Consider the following 12,145-nt stretch of genomic DNA (forward strand, 5'->3'; position numbering starts at 1 on the left):
GCAGCTACTCCTTAATATATGGTTCGCCGTCCGCGGCCGGGGCCACGGCCTTGCCGACGAACCCGGACACGGCCAGGATGGTCAGCGCGTACGGCAGCATGGCCAGGAACTGTCCGTCGATCGGTGTGCCGGCGAGGGACAGGATGGACTGCAGGTTGCCGGCCACGCCGAACAGCAGGGCTGCCAGGGCGGCGCCGATCGGGTTCCAGCGTCCGAAGATCAGTGCCGCCAGGGCGATGAAGCCCAGGCCGCCGGTCATGTCCTTGCTGAAGCTGCTCACGGCAACCAGGGTGAAGTACGCCCCGCCCACGCCGGCGACGGCGCCGCCGGCCAACACATTCACCACGCGGGTGCGGTTGACGTTGATGCCCACGGTGTCGGCGGCCTTGGGGTGTTCGCCCACGGCCCGCACGCGCAGTCCCCAGCGGGTGCGGAACAGCCCGAACCAGAGGGCTGCAACGAGGACCAGCATGAAGTAGCCGATGATGGACTGCCGGAACAGGGTGGGGCCGATGATCGGGATCTCCGAGAGCAGCGGGATGGGGATGTTGGGCAGGTGCGCCGGCTGGTTGTAGATGGTCACGCCGTCGACCTTGGTCTTCATGATCTTCTCAAACAGGAAGCCTGTCAGGCCGGAGACGAGCACGTTCAGGACGACGCCGACGATGATCTGGTTGACCACGTACTTGATGCTGAACAGTGCCAACAGCAGCGACACCAGGACGCCGGCAACCGCGGCGGCGAACAGGCCCGCGAACGCGCTGCCGGTCATGGAGGAAACGAGGGCGGCCGTGAAGGCGCCGGCCAGCAGCTGCCCCTCAATGGCAATGTTGACCACGCCGGCACGTTCGGACAGCACGCCGGAGAGGGAGCCAAACACAATGGGGGTGGTGATCAGCATGGCACCCGTGAACAGGCCCACGAGCGTGATGTTCTGGGTGGTGGTCCCACCGATCATCCAGACCATCAGGCCCACCACAAACACGACGGTGAAGGTCAGGACCACCCATTTGGCGATCTTGCCGGCGTCGCGGGTCTGGCGCCAGGCCAGGTAGGCGAGGGCGATGCACACGACGGCGACGGCGATGCCGACGCCCTTGGCGGAAACCACGAGGTCGGGCACCTGCCAGGCGTCGGTGTCCTGGGAGATGCGGAACGTGGCCGTGCCGCTGGGGCCCAGCAGCACAAACACGACGACGGCGAACAGGGCCAGCACGCCGAGGAGGATCGGCAGCTTCCAGCTGCGGATCGCGACGGCGTCGGCAACCTTGGGCGTCTCACTCTTCATGGTGATGCTCATGCCTTCACTCCTTCGCGGCGGACTTCCTTGATCCGGAACATTGAGCGCACCAGGGGCGGGGCTGCGATAAACAGCACGATCAGCGACTGCACCACGGCCACAATGTCAATGGAGACATCGGCGTTGATGGCCATGGAGGTGCCGCCGGCCTTGAAGGCACCGAACAGCAGGGCTGCGAAGAACGTCCCCCACGGCGTGGAGCGGCCCAGCAGGGCCACGGTGATGGCGTCAAAGCCGATGCTGCCGGCGATGTCGGCGTCCAGCATTTTTTCCGTGCCGGCCAGCTGCGTGACACCGGCCAGACCGGCCAGGGCGCCGGAGATCAGCATGACGGTGATGTAGCCGCGCGAAACGTTCATGCCTGCGGTGCGGGCCGCGCGCGGGTTGGCGCCGATGGCCCGGTATTCAAAGCCGAGGGTGGAGCGGTTCAGCAGCCAGGACACGACGAACACGGCAAGCACGGCCAGGATCAGCCCGGCGTGGACGCGGTAGTTGGGGCCCAGCAGCAGCGGGAACATGGCACTTTCGTGCATGCGCGGGCTGATGGGGTTGCTGCTGGAGGGGTCCTTCAGCTGGTTCTTCAGCAGGTACAGCACGAGCGAGACGGCAATGTAGTTGAGCATGATGGTCACGATGACCTCATGCGCGCCGGTCTTCGCCTTCAGGAACCCGGCAATGCCGCCCCACAGGGCGCCGCCGACGGCGCCGGCCAGGATCACGGCGATGAGGTGGATGCCCGGCGGGAGCTGGATCATGAAGCCCACGACGCCGGCAAAGGTGGCACCGAGGATGATCTGGCCCTTCGCACCAATGTTGAACAGGCCCACGCGGAAGGCCAGGGTCACGGCCAGGCCGGAGAGGATCAGGGGGGTGGCGAAGGTCAGGGTTTCAAAGATGCCCAGCCGGCCCTGCCAGGTGCGGGATCCGGGATCGTAGGTGGCTCCGCGCCACAGCGCGCCGTAGGCTTCCGAGACCGCCGCCCAGATGGCGGAGAACGTGGCGCCGGGGTCGTTGAAGAAGTACCCCATGGCGGTGAGCACCCGGGGGTCGGTGAACGCGATGAGGATGCCGCCGATGACCAGGGCGACCAGCACCGCAAGGACGGAGATCATGGCGTTGCCGCTCATGATCTCGCGGATCACCTTGGTACCCTCGCCCTCATGCTTGGGGGCCGGCGCGGCGGGCTGTTCCTTGAGCGCCCCGCCCGTGCCGTCGGGCGCTGTTGCGCCGCCGGGCGTAGTGGTTGAGTCCCCGCTCATGACGGCTCCCCTTCCGAGGTTGGTTCGGTTGTGGCGTCCGGGGTGCCGGGGCCATGTTGTTCAAGCAATTGTTGCTGTGCCTCGTCCGCGGGCAGCCCGGCCATCATCAGGCCGAGCAGCTCGCGGCTGGACTTGCCGGGCACGATGCCCATGAGCTTTCCGGCGAACAGCACCGCGATCCGGTCCGCAAGTTCCAGGACCTCGTCCAGCTCGGTGGAAACGATGACCACGGGAGTGCCGGAGTCGCGTTCAGCGACGATCCGCTTGTGCAGGAATTCGATCGATCCGACGTCCACGCCGCGCGTGGGCTGGGAGGCGATGAACAGTTTCAGCGGCCGGGCCAGTTCCCGCGCCAGCACCACCTTCTGCTGGTTTCCGCCGGAGAGGGTGTCCGCTGCGTCCTGGGACGACTGGGCCCGGACGTCGAATTCGGCCACCTTGTCCACGGCGTTTTTGGCAATGAACGCCTTGTTAAGGGTTCCGGCCTTTGAATAGGGGGCCCTGGTGTAGAGGTCCAGGACCAGGTTCTCGGCAATGGAAAGCTCGCCCACGAGACCGTCGTCCTGCCGGTCCTCGGGGACGAAGCCGACGCCGGAGTCCAGTACCTGGCGGACGGTCTTGCCCACCAGCTCCTGTCCGTGAAGGGTGATGGAGCCGAGCACGTGCCGTTGCAGTCCGAGGACAGCCTCAGTCAGCTCGGTCTGGCCATTGCCCTGGACCCCGGCGACAGCCAGGATCTCACCCTGGGACACGCTCAGGGTAACGTCGTCCAAAAGCCGCTGTCCGGCGTCGTTCATGACGGTGAGGTTGGTGACCTTGAAGGTCTCCTCGCCGGGGGTGGCGTCGGCCTTGTCCAGGGTGAGGTTCACGGCGCGGCCCACCATCATCGCGGCCAGCTCCGTGGTGGAGGTGTCCGGCGGGGCGGAGCCGACCACCTTGCCGCGGCGGATGACGGTGATGGTGTCCGAGACCGCCTTGACCTCGCGCAGCTTGTGGGAGATGAAGACAATGGAGGTGCCGCCGTCGCGCAGCTGGCCCATGATGTCCATGAGCTCGTCGGTTTCCTGGGGCGTGAGCACGGCGGTGGGCTCGTCCAGGATCAGGATTTTGGAGTTGCGCACCAGCGCCTTGATGATTTCCACGCGCTGCTGCACGCCCACGGGGAGGTCCTCCACGAGCGCGTCGGGGTCGACGTCGAAGCCGAAGCGGTCGGAGATTTCGCGGATTTTCCTGCGCGTCTCGGCGAGGTTCAGCACGCCGCCGAAGGAGGTGGACTCGGCGCCGAGTGCCACGTTCTCTGCAACGGTGAAGACCGGGACGAGCATGAAGTGCTGGTGCACCATGCCGATGCCGGCGGCCATGGCGTCGGCGGGGCCGGAGAACTTCACCGGCTTGTCGTCCACCAGGATTTGCCCCGATGTGGGCTCGTACAAGCCGTAGAGGACGTTCATCAGGGTGGATTTCCCTGCGCCGTTCTCGCCGAGCAGGCTGTGGATTTCCCCGGATTCCACCACCAGGTCGATGTGGTCGTTCGCCACCAGGGAACCAAAGCTCTTGGTGATGCCCCGAAGTTCAAGTTTCAACGTTTTAGCCCGTCTGGGAAAGGGCCCGCGGCGGCGTGCTGCCGCGGCGGGGATGTGCGTGTCACGTGGGACGGACGCGGGTGTTGGGGGCCGCCGGCGGCAGCCCCCAACACCCGCGTCCGGCTGCTACTTGGGGCTGGCGGCGGATTCGACCTTGATCGAACCGTCGATGATGCCCTTCTTGATTTCATCCAGCTGGGTCTTGGTGTCGGCGCTGACCTCGCCGTCCAGGTCGTGGAACGGTGCCAGTGCAACACCGCCGTTGTCCAGGGTGCCAACGTACGGTGTGGGGTCAAACTTGCCGTCCAGGTCTTCCTTGACAATGGACTCCACGGCCTCGCCCATGGTCTTCACCACGGAGGTGAGCAGGATGTCCTTGTAGGTGGGTGCCGTGACGAAACCGTCTGAGTCAACCCAGACGAGCTTGACGCTCTTGCCGTCCTTGTTGGCCGCCAGGATGGCGTCGCCGGCACCCTTGCCGAGGGGGCCTGCAACGGGCATGACCACGTCGGCACCTTCAGAGATGAGGTTGTTGGTGATCTTGGTGCCTTCCTGGATGATCTCGAAGGTGTTGGCGAAGGAGCCCTGCTGGGTTGCCTTGTCCCAGCCGATCAGCTGGACGTCCTTGCCCTGCTTCTCGTTGTAGTACTTCACGCCGTCGGCAAAGCCGTCCATGAAGATGGTGACGGTGGGGATGTTGATGCCGCCGAAGGTGCCAACCTTGCCGGTCTTGGAGACGGAGGCTGCCACGTAGCCGGCCAGGAACGCGGCCTGGGCGGTGTCGTACACGACGGGCTTGACGTTGTCCGCCTTGATCGAGTTGTCATCGATGATGGCGTAGTGCAGGTCGGGGTTGTCCGCGGCGGCCGTCTTCGTGGCCTCGGCCAGCAGGAAGCCGATCGTGAGCGTCAGGTTGCAGCCCGCGCTGGCCATGGTGGCCAGGTTCGGTGCGAAGTCCGAGGTGGCGGAGGACTGTGCTTCCTTCATCTTGATGCCGAGGTCGGCGACAGCCTTCTTCAGGCCCTCGTAGGAGGACTGGTTGAAGGACTGGTCGTCGAATCCGCCGGAGTCGGAGACGATGCAGCCGAGGTAGTCTGCGGCGGCCGGGTTCTCCGATGCGCCGGCGTTGCCGCCGGGTGCCGGCGGGGCCTCCCCGCAGCCGGTGAGGACAAGTGCCGCGGCACTGATGGCAATGGTTCCCACGAGGGCTCCGCGCTTGACGGACTTCGTGGTGTTGAGAAGCAGGTTTTTCAAGGTTCCTCCATCGGTTCTTGGCTGCAGAGGAAGGCTGGAAGGGCAACACACGCGCCGCCCGCCACCGTCCTGGACTACGCTGTCCAGCCCCATGGAGGGAATGCCAATGCCTTGCCGCACCCAGCACTGCGGCGCTTATGACAACAGACTAGTGGGACAAAGCCGCAAGCTGCCAGTGTGGGGACACCCGGCGGTGCGCATTGTTGGGGAACCGTTACATGGCGGATCCGCCCCGGGGCTGCCCCGGGCCGGGCATTACGGCTCGACGGGGGCGCGCAGGGTGCGCAGGGCCGCGGCGCACAGCACCTTGATGCCCACGGCAAGTGCCCGCTCGTCAACGATGTAGTCGCCGCGGTGAAGGTCGTACTCCTCGCCGCCCGGCACGTGGGTGCCCAGGCGCATGAGGGAGCCGGGGATGCCCTGCAGGAACCAGGCGAAATCCTCCCCGCCCATGGACTGCGGGGCCAGCACCACGGAGTCCTCCCCCAGTTCGGCGCGGGCGGAGGCCTCAATCAGCGCCGTCTCATGCTCGGAGTTGACCACCGGGGGCACACCGCGGGTGTGTTCCAGGTGCACGTCGACGCCGAACGGCGCCGCCACCTGCTGCACGACGTCGTCGAGCAGTTCCCCGGCGGCATGCCAGGCCTCGCGGTCCAGGCAGCGCATGGTCCCGCTCATGACCCCGTGGCCGGGGATGGCGTTGGGTGCGGAGCCGGCGTTGATCTGGCCCCAGACCACGGAGACGCCGCTGCGCACGTCAACGCGGCGGGAGAGCACGGCCGGGACGCTGATCGCAATCTGCGCCAGGGCAAACACGAGGTCTTCGGTCAGGTGCGGGCGGGAGCTGTGCCCGCCGCGCCCTGTCAGCTCGATCTTGATGGTGTCGGAGGCGCTGGTGATGGGCCCGATGCGCGTGCCGATCTTGCCCACCTCAATCCGGGGGTCGCAGTGCAGCGCCATGATGCGCGGCACCCCGTCAAGGGCGCCCTGGTCGATGCACGCCAGCGCACCGCCGGGCAGGGTTTCCTCGGCGGGCTGGAAAATAATGCGGATACTGCCGCCCAGCGGCATCTGCTCGTGCATCTTCGCCAGCACCAGGGCGATGCCCAGCATGGTGGCGGTGTGAAAGTCGTGTCCGCAGCCGTGCGTCACCCCGTGGTTGCGCGAGGCGAACGGCAGCCCGGTCACCTCCACGATCGGCAGGGCGTCGATGTCCCCGCGCAGCGCCGTCGCGATGGGGCCCTCGCCCACGTCAACAATGACGCCGGTGCCGTCCAGCCGGCGCGGCGACAGGCCTGCCGCCAGCAGCCGGTCGTAGATCTTGCCGGAGGTACGGAATTCCTGGAAGGAGAGTTCCGGGTGGGCGTGGAGGTCGCGGCGGAATTCGATGACCTCATCAATCAGCGGCTCAAGCCACGGGCCCACGAGCTCGGTCGGTTCTGTTTCCAGCGAGTAATTGCGCACCCTCCAACACTAGCCATGTGTTTGCTTTGCGGCGGCATTGGCGGCGCCGCGTTACGTCCCGTAACTTCTCCCAGGCACGACGGCGGCCGGCGCCTTCGCGAGAAAGGCACCGGCCGCCGTCGTGCTTTGGGCGCTTATGCGCACAAGCCCCCGACGCCGGCAGGGCGCCGGCCGAAAGGTGTCGCCGGGTGGTGCGGCGCCGGCGGCCGGGGGCTAGAGGACGTCGGTGCGGCCCTGTGCCTTGAGGCCGGCCACGGCGTTCTTGACCAGCTGCGAATGGGCGCGGGTGGTGACGAGGAGGGCGTCGGGGGTGTCAACGACCACCACGTCCTGGATGCCGATGAGGGCGATCACACGGGTGGTGTCCGTGACGACGATGCCGCTGCTGTCGTCGGTGAAGACGCGCCCGCCCTCCCCGATGACCTTGACGTTCTTATCTTCCTTAGCGCTGCTGAGCCGGGCGATGGCTGCGAAGTCGCCGACGTCGTCCCAGCTGAAGTCGGCGGGGATGACTGCCACGTCGCCGGCGTCGGCTGCGGGCTCGGCCACGGCGTAGTCGATGGCGATCTTGGGCAGGGTGGGCCAGACGCGGTTCTTCACGGCGATCCGGTCCGGGGTGTCCCAGGCGCGGGCAATCTCCATGATGCCGTCGTAGAGGGCGGGCTCGTTGGCCTGCAGGTGGTGGAGCATGAGGCCCACGGGGGCGACGAACATGCCGGCATTCCAGTTGTAGTCGCCGCTGGCAAGGTACTGTTCGGCGATTTCCTCGCTGGGTTTTTCCACGAACTCCTCCACCGTGTGGGCGCTGGGTGCGCCGGCAACAACCAGGGGCGAGCCGGTGCGGATGTAGCCGAAGCCCGTGGAGGCGTGCGTGGGCTTGATGCCGATCGTGACGATCTTGCCCGAGGCGGCCGTGTAGATGGCCTCATGGACGGCGGCCTGGAACTTCTCGTCAGGGCTGATCACCTGGTCTGCGGCGAAGGAGCCCATGATCGTGTCCGGGTTGCGGGTGTAAAGGATGGCCGCGGCAAGGCCGATCGCGGCACCGGAGTCCTTGGGCTCCGTCTCAAGCACCAGGTTCTCGTCCGCCACCTCGGGCAGCTGCCGGCAGACGGCCTCGCGGTGGGCGTCGCCCGTCACCAGCAGCACCTTGGTGCCGCTGAGCGGTTCGAGCCGGTCATAGGTGGCCCGGATCAGGGTGCTTCCGCTGCCGGTGAGGTCGTGCAGGAACTTCGGGGCGGCGGCCCGGGACAGGGGCCACAACCGGGTGCCGACACCGCCTGCGGGGATCACTGCGTAAAACCTGTCCAGGGGGTCTGTTGAGCCTGACTGCGGCTGAACCAAATTTTCCGTATTCATCATCTCCACCATAGGTGACGGCCACCCCGGCACCGCCCCTAAACACGTCATTGTGTCCAAACTTCCACCCGTGGGCGGAGGCCGGGCACTCCGGCGTCGGACATCCGGGGACCGGGCAACGCACCCTTACACCATCATTTTGTGACACGCCTGTGATTTGCCGCATAGAGCAAGGAGTGCCTAAGTTGAATATGCTGTTAGCTAAGCCTAAATTTAGGCACAAGTATGAGTGCTTACGCCGAGTGCGTTTCCCCGCGTGGAACCACGCCAGCGCATCGGTGACGCAGGGAAGGTTTAATCAGTGCCGACAAAACCAGCTGGCACTCTGTACCGCGGCCGAGAAGGCATGTGGTCATGGGTGGGACACCGTATTACCGGTGTAGTGATCTTTATATTCTTGTTGGTGCACGTCCTCGACACCTCATTGGTGAGGGTTTCCCCTGAGGCGTACACAGCAGTCATTGGGGCGTACAAAAACCCCATCATGGGCCTGGGTGAAGCGGCCCTTGTCGCAGCAATCGTGTTCCACGCCTTCAACGGCCTGCGCATCATTGCCGTCGACTTCTGGAAGAAGGGCCCCAAGTACCAGCGCCAGCTGCTCTGGGGGGTCCTTGCACTGTGGGCCGTGACGATGATCCCGTTCTTGATCCGTCACCTCACCATTGTCTTCTCCAATTTCTTCGGAGGGAACTAGCATGAGCACCAACTCCATCGCCTCGCCGCGCTCAAACAGTGCGCAGTCGCCCAAATACAAGCGGAACAAGGCCTCGCACTCAAGCTTTGAGATGTTCGCCTGGCTGTTCATGCGCCTCTCCGGCGTGGTCCTGATCGTGCTGATCTTCGGCCACCTGTTCGTCAACCTCATGGTGGGCGACGGCATCCACGCGATCGACTTCGGCTTTGTTGCCGGAAAGTGGTCCAGCCCGTTCTGGCAGGTCTGGGACCTGGCCATGCTGTGGCTTGCCATGCTGCACGGCACCAACGGCGTCCGCACCATCATCAACGACTACGCCGAGCGTGACGGCACCCGCATGACGCTCAAGACCATCCTTTACGTGGCCACTGCGGTCATCATCGTCCTGGGCACCCTGGTCATCTTCACCTTTGACCCCTGCCCTCCCGGCGCCGTCATTGACCTTCCGTCCTTCTGCCCCGTTCCGTAACTTTTAGTTTCGGGCACCCGGCGCCTTATGGCCGGGCGGCAAGAAGTGAACACCAGCATTTAGTGCAGTACAGAGAGAAAGAGCATCCAGTATGCAGGTCCACAAATACGACGTCGTAATCGTCGGGGCCGGTGGCGCAGGAATGCGTGCCGCCATTGAATCAGGACAGCGTGCCCACACCGCCGTCCTGACCAAGCTCTACCCCACCCGCTCCCACACGGGTGCAGCCCAGGGCGGCATGTGCGCAGCACTTGCCAACGTGGAAGAGGACAACTGGGAGTGGCACACCTTTGACACCGTCAAGGGCGGCGACTACCTGGTGGACCAGGACGCGGCGGAGGTCATGGCGAAGGAAGCCATCGACGCCGTCATCGACCTGGAAAAGATGGGCCTGCCATTCAACCGCACGCCCGAAGGCCGCATTGACCAGCGCCGGTTCGGCGGGCACACCCGCGACCACGGCAAGGCCCCTGTCCGCCGCGCCTGCTACGCCGCGGACCGCACCGGACACATGATCCTGCAGACCCTGTACCAAAACTGCGTCAAGCACAACGTTGAGTTCTACAACGAGTACTACGTTCTGGACCTGCTCACGGTTGAGGAGGAGGCCACCCGCGAGGACGGCACCACCTACATGCAGAAGCGCATTGCGGGCGTCGTTTCCTACGACCTCGCCACGGGCGAACTGCACGTCTTCCAGGCCAAGAGCGTCATCCTGGCCACCGGCGGCGCGGGCAAGGTCTTCAAGACCACCTCCAACGCCCACACCCTGACCGGCGACGGCATGGGCATCGCGTTCCGCAAGGGCATCCCGCTGGAGGACATGGAGTTCTTCCAGTTCCACCCGACAGGCCTTGCCGGCCTGGGCATCCTGCTCTCCGAGGCGGCCCGCGGCGAAGGCGCCATCCTGCGCAACTCGGACGGTGAGCGCTTCATGGAGCGCTACGCCCCCACCATCAAGGACCTGGCACCGCGCGACATCGTGGCCCGTTCCATGGCCAACGAAGTCCGTGAAGGCCGCGGCTGCGGCCCGAACAAGGACTACGTCCTCCTGGACCTGACCCACCTGGAGCCGGCGCACATTGACGCCAAGCTTCCGGACATCACCGAGTTCGCCCGCACCTACCTGGGTGTGGAGCCGTACACCGAGCCGGTCCCCGTGTTCCCCACGGCGCACTACGCCATGGGCGGTGTTCCCACGAACATCACCACCGAGGTCCTCCAGGACAACGACACCGTCATCCCCGGCCTGTACGCAGCCGGCGAAGTCGCCTGTGTCTCCGTCCACGGCTCAAACCGCCTGGGCACCAACTCGCTGCTGGACATCAACGTGTTCGGCAAGCGCGCCGGAGTTGCCGCGGCCGAGTACGCCAAGACGGCCGATTTCGTTGAGCTGCCGGAAAACCCGGAAGCCGACACCAAGGCCCTGCTGGACCACGTCCGCAACTCCGACGGCGGCGAGCGTGTTGCTGCGATCCGCAAGGACCTGCAGGACACCATGGACGCCAACATGCAGGTGTTCCGCACCAAGGACTCCCTGAACAAGGTCCTGGGCGACATTGCCGGCTTCGAGGAGCGCTACGGCCGCATCTCCGTCCAGGACAAGGGCAAGCGCTTCAACCTGGACCTGCTGGAAGCCGTTGAACTGGGCTTCCTGCTGGAACTGGCCAAGGTCATGACCGTTGCCGCCCTGCACCGTGAGGAATCCCGCGGCGGACACTACCGCGAGGACTTCCCGGACCGCGACGACGAGAAGTTCATGAAGCACTCCATGGCCTACCTCGATTCCGGTGTCACGGCAGAGAGCTCGGAAGAGCACATTGCCGGCATCCGCCTCGAAACCAAGCCTGTTGTCGTTACCCGCTACCAGCCGATGGTGAGGAAGTACTAATGAGCACCGTAGAAGCCGAACTGCCGGAGCCGGCATCAAAGATCGAACTGCCCGCCCACCTCGGTGGCGGCGGTGAAATCCCCACCTTCGACATCACGCTGCGTGTTCGCCGCTACGACCCCGAGTTCTCGGAAGAGTCGAAGTGGGAAGACTTCACCATGACCATGTACGGCACCGACCGTGTGCTGGATGCCCTGCACAAGGTCAAGTGGGAGCAGGACGGCTCGCTGTCCTTCCGCCGTTCCTGTGCGCACGGTGTGTGCGGTTCCGATGCCATGCGCATCAACGGCCGCAACCGCCTGGCCTGCAAGACGCTGTTGAAGGACCTGGACACGTCCAAGCCCATCACGGTCGAGCCCATCAAGGGCCTGCCCGTCGAGAAGGACCTGATCGTGGACATGGAACCGTTCTTCCAGTCCTTCCGCGAGGTCATGCCGTTCCTGATCAACCGCGACCACACCCCCACCAAGGAGCGCCTGCAGTCCGCCGAGGACCGCGAGCGTTTTGACGACACCACCAAGTGCATCCTGTGCGCCGCGTGCACGTCCTCCTGCCCCGTCTTCTGGACCGACGGCCAGTACTTCGGCCCGGCAGCCATTGTGAACGCACACCGCTTCATCTTTGACTCCCGCGACGATGCCGGCGACATGCGCCTGGAGATCCTCAACGACAAGGAAGGCGTGTGGCGCTGCCGCACCACCTTCAACTGCACCGAAGCATGCCCCCGCGGCATCCAGGTCACCCAGGCAATCGCCGAGGTCAAGCAGGCCATCCTGGCCCGCCAGATCTAGCAATTCCTGCTTCACAAAAGCGCCGCTCCCCTTGTGGGGGCGGCGCTTTTGCGTTCCCCCTGAAGCACGACGGCGCCCGGC

The 12,145-nt window shown here is 65.3% G+C and carries 10 protein-coding genes; 4 read left to right on the forward strand and 6 right to left on the reverse strand.

The features are described from left to right. Positions 1–4 precede the first annotated feature (4 nt). From JOF48_RS02330 to JOF48_RS02355, 6 genes are all read right to left on the reverse strand, one after another. Positions 5–1,300, reverse strand: coding sequence for an ABC transporter permease (locus JOF48_RS02330; RefSeq protein WP_245346374.1), 1,296 nt, complete (start codon positions 1,298–1,300; stop codon positions 5–7). Beyond that, entirely contained in the window at positions 1,297–2,559 is a 1,263-nt protein-coding gene (locus JOF48_RS02335; RefSeq protein WP_209676932.1) for an ABC transporter permease, read from the reverse strand. Before JOF48_RS02335 ends, JOF48_RS02330 begins: the two co-directional genes overlap by 4 nt. Further along, positions 2,556–4,142, reverse strand: a complete 1,587-nt coding sequence (locus tag JOF48_RS02340; protein WP_209676933.1) for an ABC transporter ATP-binding protein — start codon at positions 4,140–4,142, stop codon at positions 2,556–2,558. Before JOF48_RS02340 ends, JOF48_RS02335 begins: the two co-directional genes overlap by 4 nt. Positions 4,143–4,268: 126 nt before the next feature. Then, positions 4,269–5,396, reverse strand: a complete 1,128-nt coding sequence (locus JOF48_RS02345) for a BMP family lipoprotein (protein ID WP_425353698.1) — start codon at positions 5,394–5,396, stop codon at positions 4,269–4,271. Between the two features lie 255 nt (positions 5,397–5,651). Further along, entirely contained in the window at positions 5,652–6,860 is a 1,209-nt protein-coding gene (locus JOF48_RS02350) for an amidohydrolase (protein WP_209676937.1), read from the reverse strand. A gap of 213 nt (positions 6,861–7,073) precedes the next feature. Continuing rightward, on the reverse strand, positions 7,074–8,219 hold the full coding sequence (locus tag JOF48_RS02355) for a mannose-1-phosphate guanylyltransferase (protein WP_209676939.1): 1,146 nt from the start codon (positions 8,217–8,219) through the stop codon (positions 7,074–7,076). A 301-nt stretch (positions 8,220–8,520) separates the two neighbouring features. On the opposite strand from JOF48_RS02355, the gene sdhC reads away from it, so the two are divergent. The 4 genes from sdhC (at position 8,521) to JOF48_RS02375 (ending at position 12,064) form a co-directional block, all read left to right on the forward strand. Further along, on the forward strand, positions 8,521–8,913 hold the full coding sequence (gene sdhC / locus JOF48_RS02360) for a succinate dehydrogenase, cytochrome b556 subunit (RefSeq protein WP_209676941.1): 393 nt from the start codon (positions 8,521–8,523) through the stop codon (positions 8,911–8,913). A 1-nt stretch (position 8,914) separates the two neighbouring features. Next, positions 8,915–9,382, forward strand: coding sequence for a succinate dehydrogenase hydrophobic membrane anchor subunit (locus tag JOF48_RS02365; RefSeq protein WP_209676943.1), 468 nt, complete (start codon positions 8,915–8,917; stop codon positions 9,380–9,382). 91 nt (positions 9,383–9,473) lie between these two features. Continuing rightward, on the forward strand, positions 9,474–11,273 hold the full coding sequence (sdhA, locus tag JOF48_RS02370; protein WP_209676945.1) for a succinate dehydrogenase flavoprotein subunit: 1,800 nt from the start codon (positions 9,474–9,476) through the stop codon (positions 11,271–11,273). Continuing rightward, on the forward strand, positions 11,273–12,064 hold the full coding sequence (locus tag JOF48_RS02375) for a succinate dehydrogenase iron-sulfur subunit (protein ID WP_209676947.1): 792 nt from the start codon (positions 11,273–11,275) through the stop codon (positions 12,062–12,064). Before sdhA ends, JOF48_RS02375 begins: the two co-directional genes overlap by 1 nt. The last annotated feature ends 81 nt before the right edge of the window (positions 12,065–12,145 follow it).

Source organism: Arthrobacter stackebrandtii (assembly GCF_017876675.1).
In the GTDB taxonomy this organism is placed as follows: Bacteria; Actinomycetota; Actinomycetes; order Actinomycetales; family Micrococcaceae; genus Specibacter; species Specibacter stackebrandtii.

Coding starts and splice junctions, on each gene's coding strand:
- JOF48_RS02330 (WP_245346374.1), bottom strand. CDS start 1,300: ATGAGCATCACCATGAAGAGTGAGACGCCCAAGGTTGCCGACGCCGTC.
- sdhA (WP_209676945.1), top strand. CDS start 9,474: ATGCAGGTCCACAAATACGACGTCGTAATCGTCGGGGCCGGTGGCGCA.
- JOF48_RS02335 (WP_209676932.1), bottom strand. CDS start 2,559: ATGAGCGGGGACTCAACCACTACGCCCGGCGGCGCAACAGCGCCCGAC.
- JOF48_RS02375 (WP_209676947.1), top strand. CDS start 11,273: ATGAGCACCGTAGAAGCCGAACTGCCGGAGCCGGCATCAAAGATCGAA.
- JOF48_RS02355 (WP_209676939.1), bottom strand. CDS start 8,219: ATGAATACGGAAAATTTGGTTCAGCCGCAGTCAGGCTCAACAGACCCC.
- JOF48_RS02365 (WP_209676943.1), top strand. CDS start 8,915: ATGAGCACCAACTCCATCGCCTCGCCGCGCTCAAACAGTGCGCAGTCG.